Below are 20,175 nucleotides of genomic sequence, written 5' to 3'. Positions count from 1 at the left end.
ATTCTGCCTTTACTTTCTCTCTTGTTTCTGGAGCGATACTTACTAAAAAGTGGTAGGCTTCAATAATGTTTTTACTTCTTTCTTCAGCTGCTAAACGTTCAACTGGATCTGCAATAGTATCAGGATGGTCTTCCTTCATGCTATTTCTATATATTGTTTTTAATTCTTTTAATGTTGCATCTCTGGTAACATTAAGTAACTTTCTGTACCCAATAATTTTCTGTGTAGTCATATAATTTTGAAAATAAAAGTGCAAAAATAGTGATTTATTCTTTAATTACACAAGAAAAATCGAAACAACGCAAAAACATAATCATTTATTATTGAATTAATTACATAAAAAAAGCCTCACATTTCTGTGAAGCTTTCTAGTAGCCTTGTCAGACAGCATCTCGAACAATTTACATAAAGATTATGAGCAGTTTTTGATGTTTTATGAAAGCAAAAAAACCTCTAAATTTCTTTAGAGGTTTTTGGTTCATAAAAATACCCATATCAAGTGAAAAATCTCACTGTCTTTTTGAAGAATTAGAGCTTTTTGATAATATTAGAAAAGCAAGGCAGCAACAATGAAATATTTTACAAAAATGATTCAAAAACAACAAATTGAACTTATTTTGTTAGGTTTATAAAAACAAAAGATAATCAAAACTTTTTAATTAATAAATCGAAATACTGTTTGAAAGTTTCAAATGAAAAATAAGATAACCCCAAAATTATATAACATAAATAACAATATTTATAAAATTTAGTTATAAGAAACAAGGTTCCTATTCCAGATAAATTTATTAAAATTGAAATTGGTGCCATAGGATCACCACATTTTCACTTATAAACCGCACTTTGATTTATTTAATTTACTTGAAATTTTTAAATTAAATAAATTTAAGCGCGTTTTTTACTCTTAAAGTTTTTATTGCTAATAAAGGGTCTTTTGAATATAGATTCATATTGTTATTAACCATTTTGTAATTCGTGAAAAATCTATCTGGATTTTGTTGACTAAATAAAAACAAAGGTTTTAATGATTCCATTTTACTCATAAAAAAATCATCTAAATATGCTCCATTAACATGGTGCACTAAAATTAAACCAAAGCATAGGTTTTTAATTAAACTAATTTTTTCTGAAATAACAGTAGCTTCATAATGAATTAAATAAAGTGTAAATTCATGTGAATTATATGTTAGCTGATATCTTATTGCTTTTGGTTCAACTACCATTCCAACTAAATCATTAAACCTTGATATTGTTTTGTACTCTTTCAATTCATCCCCAATAAATTTTTCAATTTCATCAAGGTCGTATTGAATTTTATCTATAATTCTTATACCATATAGACCTAATTTATTATCAAAAAAACTAAACTCCCTTTCTAACCCAAAATAACCTGTTAATTCAAGATTATTTTGAATCATATCATAGTCCATATTTAAATCTACAAGAATAAAATTTTCAATATTTAAATTAATTTCCTCATCCAATAATTGAATTATTGACTGAACATCCATACCTGAACAAGGATAAAAAAAAGTAGTTTTAGTAGAAATATCCTCAGTAATTATTGTATCGAACATATGGTGTTAATTTTAATTAGTTTCTAAAAAATCGATTACTTCCTGGGATATTATTGGAACACCGTATTCTCCATTTGCATACAAACTAATTGGTTCATTATTAATATTTTTAATATAATTATTAACAACATTCTCATTATTTAAAATATAATTTCTCCTAAAAAGTTTTTTATACCTAAAAACAATTCTAGTATGTTCATTAATTAATCCAATATTTCTCAAATGTTCAAATCTACTATTTAAGTAATCCGTTTCAAACAATATATTATTCCCTACATTATTGTCATAATATCCAGTTTTAATTGGAAAACGGTATACGTCTAACACAAAAATACCATTTTCTCTTAAAACTGGTTTAAAATTTAAAACTGTTGAATTATAATAATTCATAAGTCCTTGCAAAAAATTACCTTGTGTATTATAAAAAAATTTATTGAACGACAATGGTGCTTCACTCAATATGATTAATCTAATTGGGTTGACCCAATATTGTATTTCATTCTCAATACAAGTATTAATATCTAAAATTTGATTTTCTAAATTTAATAAAAATGAATTCAAATTTTTATCAGTTAATTCAAGATTTTCTAATTTAGTAAATTGTGTACTTATAAAATTTATTTGTTCGTTATTCATATTTTTCTTTAATAATTATTTAAATTAATGTTTTTTCAAAATTAATGTTTTTTTTAAAATATATGGTGCTTGCTATTAAAAACCCAACAACATGACACAAATGTGAAACTGTATCATTATTTCCCATTAACCCTATTTCACTAAACATAAATATTCCAAAAAGAATTCTAATTCCTAATTTATATTTTTCAATTGATAAGATGTAATTTGTAAGTAAAAAAAAGTAAAATCCTGAAACACCAACAAATGGTAAAGATATTCTAAGAGCTATAAACGGGAAACAAATCAATGAAATTAAGATTATATAACAAATAACTTTTTTTAATCCTATTGCATAATTAATTTTAGGTAGGAATAATATAAATAATAATAAAATATTGTAAAAAAAATGTGATGGACTAGAATGTATAAAACCGCATAAAATTGGATTCCAAACAAATAGGTATTGAACTATTTCCGGTTCAAAAAAAAATAATGCTATTTCATATATTAAATTAACCACTAACATAATTGATATTACTTTTAAAAAAAGTAATACAGGCGTCTTAAAATCTATTATATTTAGTATATTCATTTTAATAAAATTAAAGTTAAAAACCTATAGTTTTTTTTGAAGTTATTCGAAAGTTCACTTCAGATTCTATATATTCAGTTAAATTATCAGAAGTTGAGTTAGTATTGTTAAAAAGTATTTCTTCTACTAAATATTTTTTTTTAATGTTTTGAATTTGGCCACCAGAAAGGTCATATTTAAAACTCACATTAGTTAATGATTCATTACTAAATTGCGGAAACTGGCTTTTTAATATTTTCAATCTTGTGGGCTGTTCGGGCTTATCAAATGGCAACTTATATAAAATTCTTCTATCAAATGCTGTGTCTATATTTTGAATTAAATTGGTTGTAGCAATAAAAATGCCTTTAAAATCTTCTAATTCTTGCAATACAATATTCTGCATGGCATTGTTCATTTGGTCGACAGATGATGTAACGGTATTACGTTTACTAATTAAGGCGTCGCACTCATTAAAAAATAAGATTGGTTCTTTTTCATAAAATTTAAGTGCTAAATTATATTCATGAAAAACTCTTTTTATGTTACGCTCACTTTCACCAACCCATTTTGATTTAATAGCAGCAACATCTACTAATAATAATACCCTATTATTCTTTTTAGCAATCTGCTTCACTAATTCTGTTTTACCAGTACCTGGAAATCCATAAAAAAGCATTGTTAAGCCAGATTTTAGACCATTTAATTCAAATTTTTTACTAATGTCTCTGTACTTATCTGATGTTAACTCAAATATTTGAGTAATGGATTGATTTGTTTGCTCATTAAAAAACAAATCAACATTTTCAATTTCTTCGGGTTTAATTTGAACAGCATATTTGGTTGTGAAATTTTTATTATCAGGACAAACCTCATGAGAAACTATATGTTTCTTAATTTTTTCACCAGGTAATACTAATGTAAAATCAACAAATTCTGGCGTTTCAAATTCTAGATATTCCTCAGAAAACAAAATGCTTTTTTCTGAAACAATTCGTTGTTTAAATCTAAAACTTAAAGAAGAATCATCATCAAAATAGTCTAATATTTGTTCTAAATCAAACTCTTGAATTCCATACTGATGGTGCGAAATAATATAAAACAAAACGGCTTTTTCCTCAAAATTTAATACTTTGGAATCTAACACCTCTCGTATTAATTGAAATTCAGAAAATTTTGAAACATAATTTAAAATAGTATCAGTTAATATATCTTTTTCAACAGCATATAATGATTTACTAATAAAATGTTTAATATTTAAAAATGCCTCATTTTGATTTTTTGGAATTGAAAAAATAAAACGAGAAGCATCATTGTTTATTACACCATCAATTACTTCGTCTGTAAACAAATAATCATTTGTTGAACGGTTACTTCTTACAACTCGTAGTCGGACGAGTCCTTTAATTTTCCATTGTTTTAAAACTTCTAATGTAGTTATAAAATCCATTGGCTTGAACCCTAATGATTTCATAATTGTAGTAATTGAATCCGTTTCACCACTTAATTGGTCGCAAATAATAATAGAAAAAACAGCAGCAGATTTAATATCAACATTAAAAAAAATAGCAACAAGCAATAAGTCCTTTTGTAATTTTTCTAAAAAAATATCCGAGCAAAAAAGAGATTTGTGTTTATGTTCATAAATTTCTCCAACACTAGTTAAAATTATATTATCTAATTGATTGTTCATAAATTAATTATTTATTAAGATTATTTTATTGTCTTTAATTTGAATAGGTAAACTTAAAACCGCTATATGATTAGAATAAATTACTAAATTAAATATGCCTGATTCATAACTACATCTTATTGGTATAGTTCCCCATACATTTGTTTGATAATAATAAAAAATAACTTTAGATTGCAAACCATTAAATTGATCTACTTCATAAATCACACTACTATCTAGGAAACCCGCCTCATAAACTTTGTTTTGAAAATAAGCAATAAATTTTTCTTGATTAGTTAAAAAATCTTCATAAAGGCATTTTCCAAGGACAACAGGTGCTGCTTTTAATTCAAACTCATTATTATCATCACTTTCTAAGTAAAAACTAATATCATTTGGATTTATAGTATCGATAGGTTCAATAATAAAAAAATTTGATTCTAATGAAATTTTATAATTATGCTTTTGAGCAAAGGTAATTTTAACGAAAAATAAAAATGCAACAAAAAATAAATGGTGTTTTTTCATGTTTAAAAAATTTAGATTAGTTAAAAAAAGGCATTATATTTTTAAAATTTCAACTTGTTTTAGCAAGTTGAAATTTTAAAGAAGTATACTTATTATTTATAAGTAAATCATAATAAAAATTATACGTTTCTAGGAAATTTTGTTCTTTACAAAAGTTACTTTTTAAATTAGTAGGAGATGAAATAATTTTAATAGTTTTATAATCAATAGAATTCTGAGAGGCTAGAATAATTAAGGTGCCTTCTCTATTAGGCAGCTCTTTTATTATAGATTTTAAAAGTAATTTAGTCGCTTTAGAATCAAGTTGCATAGAATAATTATAGCCACTTTTATTTTTAGGACTAGGGGTGGTTGGAAATCTTTTTTTAATTAAATTAAAGGTTAGACAATGGTTTGAAATAGGAACTAATACTTTTTTTAAATTTTTCATAATTAAAGATTTAGAGGACAAAACTACATTCGGATTACAGGAAAAAAAAATAATTTGAAAAAACATACCGCAAAACATTGCGGACAAGTAAGAAAATCATATATTTGAAACCATGCAGCAACAAAGAATAGAATGGATTTGTGAAGCACTAAGTGTTCCATCCAATTTAGAAACAATTATAGATTTTGTTAATAGTAGATTAGAAAAACAAAGTATAATTAACAAGAAAAAAAAATATAGTAAGCGAACTATTGAAGCCGATATAAATAAAATTAGAACGGGTGATTTTGAATTTTCAAATAATGTAAGTAAAAAGAAAAAAGAAGAACTTTTTAAATTAGAATATGATAAACGTAAAAATATTTATTATTTTGACGAAAACTATCTCATTCCAAAATTCAATAAAAACACACTAGAAGAAGATTTAACATTACCTTTTATCGAAGGCATTTTGGCACCATATAGAGAATTGGCTGGCATAAAAAAAATAGTTGAAAAAATTAAAGAATTTTATCCGATTGATTTTGAATCAAAAAAATATAAATCCGCAGTTGTTACTACAAATTATATTTTACATAAAGATATTATTAGTAATCTAGTAATGAAAAGTACAGAAATACTAAAACAGATTGAACTAAATACTATTATTACATTTAATTATATAAAAGTAAATAATATAGCTCGCAACATCAATGATACAATTAATTATAAAGTACTACCACTTCAATTACGAATACATGAAGAATTATATTATTTAATTGCATACGATATCAAAAAAGAAAAAATTATTACTTGTAGAATAGACCAAATAAAAACTAAAATTGAAAAAGCAAATACAATATTAAATTCTTCCAAGATAAAGTTTATTAAAGATAATTTTAACGAAGGCTATTTTGATTACTCATTTGGAGTTTGGCGACCAAATTCAAACAATATTTATACTATAAAAATTAGTTTTACAGAATGGGCAGCCCAATATGTAACTTACAAACCCATTCATAAAACTCAAACTTTATTAATTAATAATGCAGATAAAAGTGTTGAAGTAACTATACAATTATTGTTAGATAATGAACCAACACCTCCATTTGAGATAGAAAATATTTCAAAAGAATTGGCGTTTACATTAAGTAGATTTAGGAATAATTATAAAATAATTACAATAGAAAAAACTCCATAATGTTTTAAAATTTCTTTACATGAAAAAGATTCTTTTATCAATAATTACTTTATAGTCTAATTATTCTTAAAAATTTTATAATTACATATTCTGAATAATTGTTAATGAACATAAAAATGGATTTTTTAGTTTTAAATTACTTTTATTTGTTAATTATTACAAGTTGTTCAATTACAACAGTATCAGTTCTTTTAATTGGCACTTCATTTGACTCAAATTTTACATTAGAAAACAATAAGTTATTTTCAATTTTTGAAAAACCAAATAAAACCATGTCTTCAAGTAATTGTTCCTCAGTAATAGTAAACACATAATTAACACTACCTTTCTCTTTTGACCTAATTATTATTTCATTTATAGAGAGCATTGGAAAATCTAACTTTGAAGGATATAATGGGAAAAGCAAATTATTAGGATTCAAATCAAAATAACTAAACTTTTGCTTTTTGTGTCCATCTACAAAAACTTCGATTTGATGAAATGAATTTACATCTAATCCGAAAAAAACCTTCCCATTTAAATCATTATAACTTTGATATTTTGATAATTTTAAATTATAATAAAAAAAAGGGTCAATTAATGCCATTTCTAATGTGCAGTTCATTCTTTTTGCTATAGCTGAAAAATACTCCAATTCAATAGCATCGAGAACAACCACTTTATAATAAATAAAGGAACCAATTAATTGAATTTTAATTTTTTTCAATGGTGAATTAATAGATTAGTTTTTCAAAAATACTGTTTTACGCAGACATATTTCGTCTATTTAAAAATAACGTTGTGTATTACTTGATATTGTTATTTCAAAGAAATTGTATCTGACTAAATAAATCTGTAAATTTGGGTTTTATTTTACTGAAAATATTTTTTTGATTATTGAAATATATCAAATTTTAAATTCGTCTTAAACAATAAATTTATATGAAAACCTATAAAAAGTTAATTTTTACATTATTTTTCTGCCTTTTCCTATCAAGTGTTAATGGACAAATTGTGAAGTTTATTAAAAACCCGTTAAAAGCTAAATACCGAGTTTACATTACTCAAATCCCATCAGAAGCAACACTTTTTGTATTTAAGACCAAAAAATATTATGAAGCTATTGGTGCTGGATTATGGTATATAGTTGAAAATCCGGTATTATTTAAAAACGCTATGGAATTATATCAAGTAAAAGTTAAAGAAGAAGCAGATTTAATAGTGTATTACACATTAAAGAAATCAGAAGCAGGTTATAAAAATAAAAATTAGGTTATAAGATTATTTAATAACTAGATATATTTAATTTTTAAGTTATAACTACTAAAATTACTTTTTTACTCCTTTTATCCATGCAATTACAATAGGTTTTTCCATTGTGAGTAAACACATTTATAATTATATAAAGTTCGTTTTCAAAACCCACTTTACAAGTACTACTATCAATAGAAATTAATGTTGTTTGTAACACATTTTCGTTTTCACATCTATAACCCACATTTCGCTTGTATTCTAAATCAAACCCCAGTTCCTCTTTGATTTGTTTTAAATCTCTTTCCAAAGTTTTATAAGATATTATAATATTGTATTCTCTCAAATACGCCATTATCTCCTTTTTACTTCTATAGTCGATAGAAATAAGATTAATTATTCGTTGTAATCTTGAAATTCCTTCTGAAAAAGCCATAGCATTAGTTTTTATACAAATGTAATTATTAGTTAGACACAATTTGTCTGTTTGTGAAATAATTTTGTTTGAAATTCTAAAACATAAATGAAAAAACTAATAATTCTAGATTTAGACCATACACTTATTTATGGTTCTTATGCTGAAAAAGAAACGGCCGAATTGTTGTTTCATTATAGTTCATTTCTAAAAGTATATAAGAGACCTTTTGTTGATGAGTTAATTTTGGCATGTAAAGAATTTGGAGATATTATAATTTATACAACAGCTTTGAAACCTTATGCCACTAAAATTTCTAAAAGACTTAATATTCAACCATTAGAAATACTCAGTAGAAAAAATTGTTATTTGATAAATAGGAATTTTAAAAAAATACTAAAAAATGAATGGCTAAAAGAATATTATAAAATTATCATTATTGATGACAGTCCAAATGTATGGATAAATACAAACGAAAATATTATTTTTCTAATACCTAATGAATTCAGAGGTTCGGCGACAGATATCGGACTTGAAAAAATAATTACAGAAATTTTGCGTTATTAATTACACCTTAAATTATAAAATTATGACAGAGATTATTATTTATGCAATTTGGCCAATGGTAAAAAACTATTTTTTTATTGGTTTTTTATTTATCAGTTTCTTTTTTTTACTTGAAAAATTATCAACGGAAAAACCAAATTTTAACGGGATTGATTATTTGGTCGTATTTTTCTTTTGGCCGGCATTCATAAAGCCTTTATTAAATATGGAATAATATTAGTTATACATAAAGAAATAGTAAAAAGAATTATCGAATCATAATTACTTTATCCGCTAATTTTTCAATTTTAGAGCCAACTTTTCTAAACGTATATCTTTTCACCATTCCACCACCAGATGAATATATATCAAAAGTATTTTCAGGTGATATTTCCGAAATATAAAAACTATTTTTGAATGTTTGATAAGAAACTTTTCCTTTAGATTCTTGAGTTTTCTCTTTTTCTTTTGGAACTTTAAAATTGTGTAACTTTTTTATTGAACGATACGATATAGTACCATCAACATTTTTATTCCATTCAAAAATGCCTTTCACATCTACAGTAATTTTACTTCCATAAATATGAGAAACCATATTGTCTAATAATTCTTCGTAAAATTTATAATCCATATTAGTATATTTATGTGCAAATTTATTACGAATATAGACAAATTATGTCTTTTAAAAAATAAATATGCATAGACATAATTTGTCGATAAAGAATTTAAGTTTGTATTAAATAAAAAAGTTATACATTAAGTAAGACGATAATTGTCAAGGTTCTGCTTTATTTTTACATAAAAATTATACTTATATGAGAGTTTTAACAAAATCCCGTTTTAAATTAGGCCTTGAATGCCCTAATAAATTGTATTATACGCACAAAGAAGAAGTATATGCCAATAATAAATCTAATAATCCTTTTTTGGAAGCATTAGCCTCTGGCGGGTTTCAAGTAGAAGAATTAGCAAGATTACATTATCCAAATGGTATTTTGATTGAAGATAGTACTGACCCTTTAAACTACGATTATTTTGAAAAAGTAGCTCAAACGAATAGTCTACTTCAACAAGAAAATGTAGTCATATTTGAAGCGGCTTTTTTATATAAAAACTTGTTTATTAGAGTTGATATTTTAGAAAAAAAGGGCAATCAAGTCAAACTAATTGAAGTTAAAGCTAAGTCTTTTAAAAGTTCAAATGGAGTATCCGAATTTGCAAATGATAAATTAAAAATAGATTCAAAATGGAAAGCCTACTTATTTGATGTTGCTTTTCAACAATACGTTATTAAAAAATCTTTTCCTGATTATCAGGTTATTCCTTATTTGATGCTTGCTGATAAGGACAAAAGCACTTCTGTAGATGGTCTGAACCAAATGTTTAGAATTACTAAAAATTCAGGCAATAGAACTGGTATAGTAAAAATAAAAGAACAAATAGCTAGTTTGAATATTGAAAATGATTCGGTTTTAACTAAAATAGATGTTTCGTTGCTAGTTGATAGAATTTCTTCAGGTGAAGAGAGAATAATAGAAGAATATGATTTTGAAGATGCCATTCAACTATTTGCTAAAGCTTATGAAGACGATCGCTTTTTTGATTATGACTTAAAATTTAACGCTTGTAAAAAATGTGAATTTAAAAAGGATGAGAAAAAACCACATTTAAAATCGGGTTTTGAAAATTGTTTCAAAAGAAAATTAAATTGGACAGAAGATGATTTTAATAAACCAAATGCTTTTGAAATAGGAAAACTACATCACACCAAGTTAACTTATTTCAATGATTTACAAATATTAAAACTTAAAGATATTGATGATGAATTATTTAAGCCTAAATCAAAATCATCTAAAGTTCTTAACGGGATGTCAACTTATGAACGACAATTAATTCAAAAACATAAATCAATAGAAAAAGATGGTAAACCATATTTATTGAAAGAATCTTTGAAAGCCGAAATAGACACTTGGAACTTTCCACTAAACTTCATTGATTTTGAAGCATCAACAGTGGCTTTACCTTTTTATGCTGGACAAAAACCCTATGAAAAAGTAGTGTTTCAATTCTCACATCATATTTATTATGAAGATGGTAGCATTGAACATGCAAACGAATATATTAATGTGGAAGCTGGTGTTTTTCCAAACTTTGAATTTGTGAGAGCTCTGCAAAAAGCATTGAATCAAAATGAAGGAACCGTTTTTCAGTATTCACCATATGAAAATTCGACATTAAACCAAATAAAAGTTCAATTAGAAACTTCAAATGAAGCGGACAAGGAAACGCTAATTACTTTCATAAAAACACTAACCACACCTCCTAAAGACACAGATTATAAAAGTGAAAAATGGAATCCTTCAAGAGGCATGGTTGATTTATGTGAAGTGATTAAGGCTTATTATTATAATCCACATACAAAAGGGAGTAACTCTATAAAACAAGTTTTACCTGCTATTTTTAAAACTTCAAACTTAATTCGACAACAATACAGTAAACCTATTAGTGAAATTAATCTTTCCTCAAAGAATTTTGGCCCACAACACATATGGTTAACATTTGATGAACAAGGAGAAGTTATTGACCCATATAAAATTTTAGGAAAACCATTTGAAGAATGGAATGCGGATTTTGATAGAATGACGGATATTGATGAAATTAATAACGGCGGCGCTGCTCTTACAGCTTATGGTTTAACACAATACACAAACATGAGCGATGAAGAGCGAAATAAGTTAAAAGCTTCGCTATTGAAGTATTGTGAATTAGACACTATAGCAATGGTTATCATTTATGAACATTTGAGAGAAATTTGTGAATCTTAAAATTTTTACTATTTTTATAAATATTAATGAAGTAAGCAAAAACACAAAAAAGAGTTTCAATATAATTAAACAAAATAACATTATGAGTGCATTAAACGATTTTTATGAAAAAAACAAATTTGAATTCACTGAACCAGAATTAGATGAAATGGAAATTGAATTTTTAGAAATTGTTTCTAATAAATTCGAAAACACATCTGAAGTTGAGCTTGATTGTGAAGAAGGAAGTTCAGATGAAGTTTTTTGGTTAACCCAAATGAAAATAAATGTGAGCAATTATGAAATTATAGTCAGAGGTGATGACGACGGAACACCTGTTATAGATATTGTTTATGATTCTAATATTTTAGGAGTTTATTATCCAAAGAATATTTCAGAATTTGTAAAATATATTAATGAGTTAGTGATAAGCCTAAAAACGAAAATGTAAAACATTATGTTAGATAAAATAAATAGATTTTTCGATACAATTCAACAAACGCCAATTGAGCTTTATAGTGAGTTCGGACTACAGCATGAACTTGCAATTTTTTTGAGAAGTAATTTTCCTGACTTAATTGTCAGACTTGAATACCCAACCCCGAGAATATTTAACCCATTACCTGATTTAATAAAAAAAGAAATTGATATTTATATAACGACACAAGATGGTCAGCGTTATGTGATTGAATTAAAGATGCCAAAAGATGATTGTGGTACGCCAAATGAAATGTACCGTGCTATTCAAGATGTAAAATTTCTTGAGCAGTTGAGACAAAATCATTTAGATGGTTGTTATGCTATTTTGTTAACGGAGCGCCAAGCTTTTTGGCAAGCACCACAAGCTAATGCAGGTATCTATCAATTATTTAATGGACAACATGTAAATATCCAAACTATTGAAGTAGCACATTTGCCAAATTTTTTACATAAAAAAGGTGGGATACAACTTAATAATCAATATCAAGGAATTTGGAATAACTATGTGGATGTTCATAATACAACATGGAAATATTATGTGCTTGAAATCTGAAATGAAACCAAGGCCTAACCACTAACAGCGTGTAAGCAATATTGACTTACCGCAGGCGTAACACAAGGCATTATCGCCTACACGCAAACCGTTAAATATAAAAGCATAATAAGAGTTTTTAACTCAGAATAATTTATGATGTTAAATATTAAACTTATTCATTGTTTTAAATTAATGAGTTACTATAAAAAATAATAGCTAGACATATTTTGTCTATTTAGTAATTAAATTTGTTTTACAATTGAATCAAAAATGATTTTTAGTTTTTAATTAAATAATAAAATATTATGATAGTAAGTATTATAAATACAATTTTTTCAATTCCCTACTTATCAATAGGTATTGTAATTGCAGCATTATTAGATTTTATTTGTTACCGAACTAAAACTACTGCTCGTTTAACATTATTATAAATTTGGGGATGTACAATGTGTTGGCCTCTTGTAATGGTTACAGTAATTGTATCCTATTTTTATAAATATGATAATTGATTTATTGTACATAATAATTTAAAAAATTAAATTAATCTAACTACTAAATAAAATGAAAAAAATCCTAGGCATCCTTTTCTTTATGCTATTTACCTTAAATAATCATGGCCAAACTCAAAATGATTTAGATTACAAAATCAGTCATTTTTATGAATACGGGTGGTTTTATACCTCAATTGTACATAAAACTAAAATTACCTTATTATGTTATGCAAATAAAAACGAATACCATCAAAGTGGGCAACCCATATACATTCTTCAAGGCACCATTACCAAACCAGATAAACGAAATGTGGATTTAGGTGATGGAGACCCAAGTGCGGGTGTGGTTGTTTTTAAAACTTTGTACGCTGACGCACTTAAAAAAGATTTCATACCGCTACCAGGAACCATTTGGTACAAGGTTAATCCTGATGCAAAAGACCAATTAGAAATCGAAGCTGGTGAAGCAACTTTGGATGTTTATATTGCAAAATAATATTTTATTTTTAATAAATTTTAATATATTTACGGACATTATGTTATAATTATGAGTATAAAATTTGAAATTAACAATTCCGAAAACTATGAATATTTAATTCATGGACAGGATTTGCAAATTAAATTTCACATGCCTTACTGTTTGTTTACAATAGTTAGGTATAAGGAAACTCATACAAAATTATGGCTTCATAAATTTCTTACTGGAACCTTTTATACTGCACCTTTTATTTATTTTTATAATTTTTTAATCCTTAAAAGTTTTCCTGGATTTAAAAACAAATCTATTTTAGCTACAACTTTTGAATATCCTGGCACTGCCTATAAATATAATCGAAAAAGAAATAGTATTTGGGACAATCAAATTAAAATAAAAAAAAACAATTCGACACTTCAAACCTCAGCAAACTACCAACATCCTGGATTCCTTTTCATAGGTTTTGGTTTAGGAATTAAAGTCAAAAAATTGAAATTAAACATAAATAATGTGGATGTTATCGAAGATAGAATTGAATCACCTAAAGTTGTAATAGTTCCTGACAAAGTAAAAATTGACAACCAAACATTAGAGGCTATTAGACCTTTGTACATTAAATTAAATATTACTGAGATAAATAATTTACAAATAGATGCCAAAATTAAACAACCAATTTGCAGTATAAATACTAAAGAATTATTAAAATACTATTAATCATAATTAAAATATAATTATATGAATACCAATCAAAATATTATGGATACCAATGAATACATGAATATCAATAGTAATCCATCAAGAATTACTAAATTTTTATGGTGGTGTGCTGGAGCAGATGAATTTTTCTTAAAACAATCACCAAAACAAGATAGAGTAAAATATGCAGGTATTGGAGCTATTGTTTTTTTTACAGGACTTTTAGCTGGAGTTTCAGGATTTATTGCTGTTGATACTATGTTCGGTCCAAAAACATTAGATGGAGAAACCCATACAAAACTTACTGGAATACAGGAGAATTTTTGGATTATTAGTTCAATTTTTGCCGTAATTTGGGGAATTTTAATATTTAATTTAGACCGTTTTATTGTTTCAAGTACTGGAAAAGGTGATGGAACAGACAAAATAACAGGACCTGAATTTGCACAAGCTATTCCAAGAATTCTAATAGCTCTTGTTTTAGGGTTTTCCATTTCAAAACCCCTTGAAATATTAATGCTAAAATCTGAAATTGATGTGGAATTAGGAATTAAGCAACAAAAAAAGAGAGAACAGTATGACTTACTAACTCGTGCAAAATATGAAAAGCAAATATCATTTTTAGATAATGAACTAAACAAAATAGAAAAAGAAAGAAGTTCATTAGTTGAAATTGAAAGAAATGCTGACAAAAAGTACACTGACCAAATGGAAGGCCGTTCAGGCGGAAAAATTGGAGACGGACCAATCGCAAAACGACTAAAGATTATATGGGATGATAAAAAGAAAAGTATTATTGAGTTTGATAAAAAAAATAAATTTCAATTAAGTTCATTAAAATCAGATCGTGCTCAACTACTAAAAGATCAAAATTATGAATTAAATGTAAAAAACAAAGAGAAAGCTAGAAAGCTTGATGGTTTATTAGCAAGATTAGACATTAGTCATGAGATTGGATTTTGGTTAGGTTTAGCAATTACCGCTATTCTTCTTTGCATCGAAATGGGACCTATTTTCTTCAAAATGATGATGTCAAAGGGGCCATATGATTATATGGTTGAAAATTTTAATCATAAAATTCAAACAGAAAATGGTGTTTTTAAAGAGGACAAATTATATGAAGGACGTAATGGTTTAATTCATATGGAAAAATATCGTTATGCTGATGTTGAATTAGCAAAACACGAAAGAGAAGCTAAACTAGAAGAACAGAAAAAAATTACTTCTCAAATTGTAAGTAAATGGGGCGAGAAAAAAATGGAAGAGATTAATGATAATCCGGATGCATTCTTAAATCAAGAAAAATAATTTTTATTACTATTAAAAATAATGCTTGATGTAACCAAAATATTAAATTATTTCACTTTTGCTTTTTTTGGCATTGAAGAATTTATTTGGAATAAAATTGACACTTTAGAAAAACAAAAATTTTATAGAGTAACAATATTTATTCTAATACTTTCTGTTATTACATTTTTAGGGATGTATGAGTTTTTTATGTTATTGTTAAATAATTTAATCATGGCAATTGTCGTTGGGACATTGTTTTCACTCATACTAATTAATATTTTTCGATTTTCAATATTTACTATTCAAAATCCAATTTATTATGAACCAGTAATAGAAACTAATATCACTGATAAACAAAATTTAATTAGTACCCCAACTGAAAATTCAGATTTAGCATTAAACACTTCATCAACATTTCTTACTAATGTTAAGAATGCATTATTTAAAGTGTTCCATTTTTTTTCTTTTGAATTATTTATACGCATGCTAATAAATGGAATCTTAATATTATTTATTGTATTGCCATTTGCTTGTTTTATAAATCAGGATGCAATAGATAAAATTAATAATGAGAAAAGAATTCAATTAATTGCAAGATTTAAGGAAAATCAGAATGCTAATTTTACTAGTAAAAGCAATTCGTTAGATTTGAAAATTAATAAATTGAAACAGAAAAATGCTTTGAACCAAAATGCACTTTATACTGCTGAGCTAAAAGAGGAGTTGTTACTACAAAAGCAACTAGTAGCAGAATGGGATGAAGAAAAACAAAATGTTATTTTTCAATATGAAAAAAATATAGCCAACAAAAATTTCATTATATATTCATACAGATTTATTGAAAATAAACCTATTTTTTGGTTTGCTCTTATTTTGGTTAGTTTTTTATTTATTTTAAGTCATGTTCAAAAGTACAAGTTACTTCATCCTACAAATAATTATTATATTTTAGCAAACAAATATTATTACGAATTGGCTTTAGAGGATTATAAAACAAATGAAATACAAATAAAAAAAACACTGCAAAAAAAATACAATTCCAACTTTTTTGGCATTACAACAGTAAATTATTATGAGTCATTAATTACTAATTCTTATTACACTGACCCTCCTTTCAATTCTAAAATGAAAGAATATAAAACCCCTTCAAAAAAACTATCATCGATAGAATTTATTAATAGTTTTAGCACCAAATAAATTGAGAGAAGAAATTACCATATACAAGGGACATTTAGAGTGTCAATTCGTTGATGCAGATAAACAATCACTTAGTTCTACTTATAAGTTTTCTAGAATTAAATTAGAAGAGCGATTTAGATTAACTGAAGTGGAAAAGGCAGCAATTTTTCCTATTTCTGAACTTCCTGATTCAGCCTCATTTATTCATCAACTTGGAGAATTATATCCTATAGAATGCTTTTTTAAATCTAAAACGGAAAAAGATGCTCGATATTTCGCATCTGAAATCTTATTAATCCTAAAAGACGAAAATGAAAATTTATTTATTAGTGATTTTGAAGCAACTTTAAATAATAATAATTTAAAAGGACAAAACTTTTTATCCACACAACCAGGGAATCAACATGGAAAAATAAGTGGGATAGCGTATTGCAAAGTAATAAAACAATTTGATGAAAATAATAATGAAATTATTAAAAAACCAGACAGTTTCCTAAATAAGCTTAATGATTCTGAAATAAATTTATCAGAAAATAGTGGCTGCATGAAATGGTTAGTGACTATTTTCCAACCTTTGGTCAATTTAATTTTTGGTATAAACTCTAAAATAAAAAGCTTAATTAATAGTTTTTCCTCTAAAGTTTTTAAAAAGAATTTAATTAATGATGCACCTACAAATGCGGGTTGTTTTAATTCAATGTTACCAACTGGTTGCACCAGTAGCGGTTGTTCTCAGTTTGGATGTGGATGTTTATCCCTTTTACTAGCCTTAGGATTTTTATTTTGGTTAATATGGTGTTTACTATTAGGAAAATGTAATGAAAATAGACAACAAACTATAACTGATACGAAAGTAATTCATGATACGGTTTATATTGAAGTGAATAAAGCTAAAATTGATACCATTATCAAAAATGATACTATCATTTACGAAGATAAAACTACAAAGACTAAAGTAAGTGTAGTAAGCTTGCCAAATGTTCAATTTGAACAAGCAAAAGCGAAGTTATTGGATTCATCTAAAGAAGAATTAAATAAATTAACAAAACACTTATTAGAAAATAAAGATGTAAAAGCTGAAATTATCGGACATACAGATAATTTAGGTGATGACCAGGTTAATCAACAACTTTCACAAGCACGCGCAGAAAGTGTTCGTCAGTACCTAATAAAAGGAGGAGTTGATGGAAATAGAATCAAAGCAATTGGTAAAGGCGAGTCGGAACCAAAAACTTCAAATGACACACCTGAAGGCAGAGCTATGAATCGTCGTGTTGAACTTCGACTTTCTGAAACTGAAAAAGTAAAAGAGACAAATAAAAGAACTAGAAAAAATTAATAGAAGTATGAACTACAAATGTTTTAAAGGTAATTTTACTGGTATTTCTAATACTAAAGATTTAGTTCTTAGTCTAGGGAAACATAACTTTTATAATTTTAATTGGTCATATATTAAAATTACAGATATTGTAGCTATAAATGAATATGATGTTGAAAAAGAAAAAATTGGAGATTTTTATTATAATAAACAAATAAATTCTAAAAATTTTTGGAGAAGAAATTCGCCAGATATCTTTATACCTGTTACTGAAGAACATTTCTTTGAAGGTGAATTACATGAAGTGATTGTTAAAGATTTCAAAATGGATGGTACTGGCCAAGGTTACATAAAAAAAGATTTTATTGAGTTAACTGGTACTATATATTTTAAGATTAAACAACCTGTAATTAAACCTATCGTAACACCTACTTTAACAATTGGCACAAATCGATCTGAAAAAATTGAAGATAATGCTACAATAGAATATACTTCTACATTTGTAGAAGATGTAGTAAATTCTATTGAAAAAATAAATGTAGCACCAAGTACTATTTCAACCACATTTCCAACTGTTTCTAGAAATTGGTTATCTAAGATTTTTGGTATCTTTTTTTGGTTGTTTCTTTTAAGTTTCTTTTGGTTATTTTTACATCAATATTTCTATTTTGCGCTTTTTGGAGCTATTGGTTGGTTAATATCAAGATTTTTAACCAATAGATTTTTAAAAACAGCATTTAATTTAATTTTTGGCGCTGTATTTTTGATGTTTTTAGCAACCTTGTTTTCAAATAAAGGTTCGCTGATAGATCCCACTATTCCAAAAAAAGATGGTACAATTAAAATAAGTCCTCCAAAACAAGTAAAAACGGATGATTCCAACTTTGATGACCCGGATTATGAAATTGAAAAAGAAATAAATTGGTATGATTTCATTACAAATAAGTATGGGTTAAAATATATTACAACTGTAAAATCGTTTTTTGAAACTCAAAAAAATCATAGTAAAGTTGATAATCTATATAGTAAAACATCAAAAAACCCAATTTCCTATTTTAATAAATTATATAGTAATCTTGAAGAATTTGATAATAAAAAAATCGACTCTATAGTAAAGGTTTTGGTTAAAAAAGCAACGGATAAAAAGTTAAACCAAATTCAAACCGCTGAAATGGTAGTTGCTTTTATTCAAGAAATCCCTTATGTATTGGTACATCAAAATAGTTGCGAACAGGTAATGCATTCAGATAAAGAAGATTCTTTTATTGTAACTTACCATCAAGATAAAAAACCTTGTTTACCTAATATTCCTGGAGGCGTACAATCACCTTATGAATTTTTACACAACTTAAAAGGCGATTGTGATACTAGAAGTCTTTTGGGATATGCAATATTAAAGAAAATGAATATCTCTGCTTCTGTATGGGTTAGTCAAGCTTATGGGCATAGTATCTTAGGCGTTGGACTTCCTGTTGGAAATGGAGTATCTAAAAGCGTTAATGGATTAAATCATTACGGAGTAGAATTAACAAGTAAAGGATTTCGTTTAGGTGTTATTTCACCTCAACAAAGAGATATGTCAAATTGGGATATCGCATTATATTTTAACAATTTTAAATAAATTTAATTATGAAGACTATTAGTATTATTCAATTTTTATTAGCCTTTGGGATAGGTATTGGCTCGTTATTTATACTTTTTAAAGTAATTACATTTTTAATGAAACGTTTTTACAAAATAGAAGAAGAAAACACATCATTTGCCATTTTTCAAACTGGAATAGTAATTTCGGGTGCTTTTATATTATCTGCAATTATAAGTCCTGCATTAAATGCCATGCGTTTTTTAAATCCTGATAATAATTTTACATCACAATCAATAATTAGTTCTTTTGGATACATAACGATGTTTGTGTTGATTGGACTTTTTTGTACCATTTTAGTGATTGGCTCGGGATTATTAGTATTGTTTCAACTTACCAAAGTAAATGAAGGAGAAGAAATTCGAAAAAACAATATAGGAATATCATTGATTACAATAGCAATAATTTTAGGCTTATCAATAATAGTTGATGAATACGTAGGGGCGCTTTGCGAAACACTTATTCCTTACCCTGCAATACCTAAGTTTTATTAATAAC

General features: G+C 26.2%; 23 protein-coding genes. 13 read left to right on the top strand and 10 right to left on the bottom strand.

Annotated features, from left to right (window positions below; translation table 11 throughout):
• From KA468_RS00695 to KA468_RS00665, 7 genes are all read right to left on the bottom strand, one after another.
• Window positions 1-232 (bottom strand): DnaJ domain-containing protein (locus KA468_RS00695; protein ID WP_291241035.1); only part of this gene is annotated, 232 nt, incomplete at its 3' end.
• A 643-nt stretch (window positions 233-875) separates the two neighbouring features.
• Complete coding sequence (locus KA468_RS00690) at window positions 876-1,577, bottom strand: hypothetical protein (RefSeq protein WP_291241034.1); 702 nt, start codon at window positions 1,575-1,577, stop codon at window positions 876-878.
• A 12-nt stretch (window positions 1,578-1,589) separates the two neighbouring features.
• Window positions 1,590-2,213 (bottom strand): hypothetical protein, encoded by a 624-nt coding sequence (locus tag KA468_RS00685; protein WP_291241033.1) that lies wholly within the window; start codon window positions 2,211-2,213, stop codon window positions 1,590-1,592.
• 19 nt (window positions 2,214-2,232) lie between these two features.
• A complete protein-coding gene (locus KA468_RS00680; RefSeq protein ID WP_291241032.1) occupies window positions 2,233-2,787 on the bottom strand; it encodes a rhomboid family intramembrane serine protease in 555 nt (184 codons plus the stop codon).
• Between the two features lie 16 nt (window positions 2,788-2,803).
• Window positions 2,804-4,459, bottom strand: a complete 1,656-nt coding sequence (locus tag KA468_RS00675) for an ATP-binding protein (RefSeq protein WP_291241031.1) — start codon at window positions 4,457-4,459, stop codon at window positions 2,804-2,806.
• Between the two features lie 3 nt (window positions 4,460-4,462).
• A complete protein-coding gene (locus KA468_RS00670; protein WP_291241030.1) occupies window positions 4,463-4,966 on the bottom strand; it encodes a hypothetical protein in 504 nt (167 codons plus the stop codon).
• A 49-nt stretch (window positions 4,967-5,015) separates the two neighbouring features.
• Entirely contained in the window at window positions 5,016-5,396 is a 381-nt protein-coding gene (locus tag KA468_RS00665; protein WP_291241029.1) for a hypothetical protein, read from the bottom strand.
• 112 nt (window positions 5,397-5,508) lie between these two features.
• Between KA468_RS00665 and KA468_RS00660 the strand changes: the two genes are divergently transcribed.
• Window positions 5,509-6,576: a WYL domain-containing protein gene (locus KA468_RS00660; RefSeq protein ID WP_291241028.1), complete on the top strand. Its 1,068-nt coding sequence runs from the start codon at window positions 5,509-5,511 to the stop codon at window positions 6,574-6,576.
• A gap of 142 nt (window positions 6,577-6,718) precedes the next feature.
• On the opposite strand, the gene KA468_RS00655 is transcribed toward KA468_RS00660, so the two are convergent.
• Window positions 6,719-7,282, bottom strand: coding sequence for a hypothetical protein (locus KA468_RS00655; protein ID WP_291241027.1), 564 nt, complete (start codon window positions 7,280-7,282; stop codon window positions 6,719-6,721).
• Window positions 7,283-7,497: 215 nt separating this feature from the next.
• Here KA468_RS00655 and KA468_RS00650 point away from each other — a divergent pair, with 215 nt between their 5' ends.
• Entirely contained in the window at window positions 7,498-7,827 is a 330-nt protein-coding gene (locus tag KA468_RS00650; RefSeq protein WP_291241026.1) for a DUF6150 family protein, read from the top strand.
• Between the two features lie 37 nt (window positions 7,828-7,864).
• Here the strand turns inward: KA468_RS00650 and KA468_RS00645 are convergent, their stop codons facing one another.
• Window positions 7,865-8,242 (bottom strand): hypothetical protein, encoded by a 378-nt coding sequence (locus KA468_RS00645; RefSeq protein WP_291241025.1) that lies wholly within the window; start codon window positions 8,240-8,242, stop codon window positions 7,865-7,867.
• An 87-nt stretch (window positions 8,243-8,329) separates the two neighbouring features.
• Between KA468_RS00645 and KA468_RS00640 the strand changes: the two genes are divergently transcribed.
• Window positions 8,330-8,788 (top strand): HAD family hydrolase, encoded by a 459-nt coding sequence (locus KA468_RS00640; protein ID WP_291241024.1) that lies wholly within the window; start codon window positions 8,330-8,332, stop codon window positions 8,786-8,788.
• Between the two features lie 247 nt (window positions 8,789-9,035).
• On the opposite strand, the gene KA468_RS00635 is transcribed toward KA468_RS00640, so the two are convergent.
• Complete coding sequence (locus tag KA468_RS00635; RefSeq protein ID WP_291241023.1) at window positions 9,036-9,398, bottom strand: hypothetical protein; 363 nt, start codon at window positions 9,396-9,398, stop codon at window positions 9,036-9,038.
• A 184-nt stretch (window positions 9,399-9,582) separates the two neighbouring features.
• Here KA468_RS00635 and KA468_RS00630 point away from each other — a divergent pair, with 184 nt between their 5' ends.
• From KA468_RS00630 to KA468_RS00585, 10 genes are all read left to right on the top strand, one after another.
• Entirely contained in the window at window positions 9,583-11,592 is a 2,010-nt protein-coding gene (locus KA468_RS00630; protein ID WP_291241022.1) for a DUF2779 domain-containing protein, read from the top strand.
• Between the two features lie 82 nt (window positions 11,593-11,674).
• Window positions 11,675-12,022 (top strand): hypothetical protein, encoded by a 348-nt coding sequence (locus tag KA468_RS00625; protein WP_291241021.1) that lies wholly within the window; start codon window positions 11,675-11,677, stop codon window positions 12,020-12,022.
• A gap of 6 nt (window positions 12,023-12,028) precedes the next feature.
• Window positions 12,029-12,604: a hypothetical protein gene (locus tag KA468_RS00620; protein WP_291241020.1), complete on the top strand. Its 576-nt coding sequence runs from the start codon at window positions 12,029-12,031 to the stop codon at window positions 12,602-12,604.
• Window positions 12,605-13,147: 543 nt separating this feature from the next.
• Window positions 13,148-13,573, top strand: coding sequence for a hypothetical protein (locus KA468_RS00615; RefSeq protein ID WP_291241019.1), 426 nt, complete (start codon window positions 13,148-13,150; stop codon window positions 13,571-13,573).
• A gap of 51 nt (window positions 13,574-13,624) precedes the next feature.
• Window positions 13,625-14,266, top strand: a complete 642-nt coding sequence (locus KA468_RS00610) for a hypothetical protein (protein WP_291241018.1) — start codon at window positions 13,625-13,627, stop codon at window positions 14,264-14,266.
• Window positions 14,267-14,287: 21 nt separating this feature from the next.
• The gene (locus tag KA468_RS00605; RefSeq protein ID WP_291241017.1) at window positions 14,288-15,556 is read left to right on the top strand and encodes a DUF4407 domain-containing protein; all 1,269 of its coding nucleotides are present in this window, start codon (window positions 14,288-14,290) and stop codon (window positions 15,554-15,556) included.
• Window positions 15,557-15,745: 189 nt separating this feature from the next.
• Window positions 15,746-16,735, top strand: a complete 990-nt coding sequence (locus KA468_RS00600) for a hypothetical protein (protein ID WP_291241016.1) — start codon at window positions 15,746-15,748, stop codon at window positions 16,733-16,735.
• Between the two features lies 1 nt (window position 16,736).
• A complete protein-coding gene (locus KA468_RS00595) occupies window positions 16,737-18,056 on the top strand; it encodes an OmpA family protein (RefSeq protein ID WP_291241015.1) in 1,320 nt (439 codons plus the stop codon).
• A 7-nt stretch (window positions 18,057-18,063) separates the two neighbouring features.
• A complete protein-coding gene (locus KA468_RS00590; protein ID WP_291241014.1) occupies window positions 18,064-19,656 on the top strand; it encodes a hypothetical protein in 1,593 nt (530 codons plus the stop codon).
• Between the two features lie 8 nt (window positions 19,657-19,664).
• Window positions 19,665-20,171 (top strand): DUF350 domain-containing protein, encoded by a 507-nt coding sequence (locus KA468_RS00585; protein ID WP_291241013.1) that lies wholly within the window; start codon window positions 19,665-19,667, stop codon window positions 20,169-20,171.
• Window positions 20,172-20,175 lie beyond the last annotated feature (4 nt).

The sequence above is a fragment of the Flavobacterium sp. genome (genome assembly GCF_017985075.1).
Lineage (GTDB): Bacteria > Bacteroidota > Bacteroidia > Flavobacteriales > Flavobacteriaceae > Flavobacterium.
Note: the sequence above shows the minus strand (reverse complement) of the source record. Positions and strands in the feature narration are given on the sequence as shown.

Excerpts from the sequence above, each read along its gene's own strand:
- KA468_RS00690 (WP_291241034.1), bottom strand. The coding sequence starts at position 1,577 with ATGTTCGATACAATAATTACTGAGGATATTTCTACTAAAACTACTTTT.
- KA468_RS00685 (WP_291241033.1), bottom strand. The coding sequence starts at position 2,213 with ATGAATAACGAACAAATAAATTTTATAAGTACACAATTTACTAAATTA.
- KA468_RS00680 (WP_291241032.1), bottom strand. The coding sequence starts at position 2,787 with ATGAATATACTAAATATAATAGATTTTAAGACGCCTGTATTACTTTTT.
- KA468_RS00675 (WP_291241031.1), bottom strand. The coding sequence starts at position 4,459 with ATGAACAATCAATTAGATAATATAATTTTAACTAGTGTTGGAGAAATT.
- KA468_RS00670 (WP_291241030.1), bottom strand. The coding sequence starts at position 4,966 with ATGAAAAAACACCATTTATTTTTTGTTGCATTTTTATTTTTCGTTAAA.
- KA468_RS00665 (WP_291241029.1), bottom strand. The coding sequence starts at position 5,396 with ATGAAAAATTTAAAAAAAGTATTAGTTCCTATTTCAAACCATTGTCTA.
- KA468_RS00660 (WP_291241028.1), top strand. The coding sequence starts at position 5,509 with ATGCAGCAACAAAGAATAGAATGGATTTGTGAAGCACTAAGTGTTCCA.
- KA468_RS00650 (WP_291241026.1), top strand. The coding sequence starts at position 7,498 with ATGAAAACCTATAAAAAGTTAATTTTTACATTATTTTTCTGCCTTTTC.
- KA468_RS00645 (WP_291241025.1), bottom strand. The coding sequence starts at position 8,242 with ATGGCTTTTTCAGAAGGAATTTCAAGATTACAACGAATAATTAATCTT.
- KA468_RS00640 (WP_291241024.1), top strand. The coding sequence starts at position 8,330 with ATGAAAAAACTAATAATTCTAGATTTAGACCATACACTTATTTATGGT.
- KA468_RS00635 (WP_291241023.1), bottom strand. The coding sequence starts at position 9,398 with ATGGATTATAAATTTTACGAAGAATTATTAGACAATATGGTTTCTCAT.
- KA468_RS00630 (WP_291241022.1), top strand. The coding sequence starts at position 9,583 with ATGAGAGTTTTAACAAAATCCCGTTTTAAATTAGGCCTTGAATGCCCT.
- KA468_RS00625 (WP_291241021.1), top strand. The coding sequence starts at position 11,675 with ATGAGTGCATTAAACGATTTTTATGAAAAAAACAAATTTGAATTCACT.
- KA468_RS00620 (WP_291241020.1), top strand. The coding sequence starts at position 12,029 with ATGTTAGATAAAATAAATAGATTTTTCGATACAATTCAACAAACGCCA.
- KA468_RS00615 (WP_291241019.1), top strand. The coding sequence starts at position 13,148 with ATGAAAAAAATCCTAGGCATCCTTTTCTTTATGCTATTTACCTTAAAT.
- KA468_RS00610 (WP_291241018.1), top strand. The coding sequence starts at position 13,625 with ATGAGTATAAAATTTGAAATTAACAATTCCGAAAACTATGAATATTTA.
- KA468_RS00605 (WP_291241017.1), top strand. The coding sequence starts at position 14,288 with ATGAATACCAATCAAAATATTATGGATACCAATGAATACATGAATATC.
- KA468_RS00600 (WP_291241016.1), top strand. The coding sequence starts at position 15,746 with ATGTTATTGTTAAATAATTTAATCATGGCAATTGTCGTTGGGACATTG.
- KA468_RS00590 (WP_291241014.1), top strand. The coding sequence starts at position 18,064 with ATGAACTACAAATGTTTTAAAGGTAATTTTACTGGTATTTCTAATACT.
- KA468_RS00585 (WP_291241013.1), top strand. The coding sequence starts at position 19,665 with ATGAAGACTATTAGTATTATTCAATTTTTATTAGCCTTTGGGATAGGT.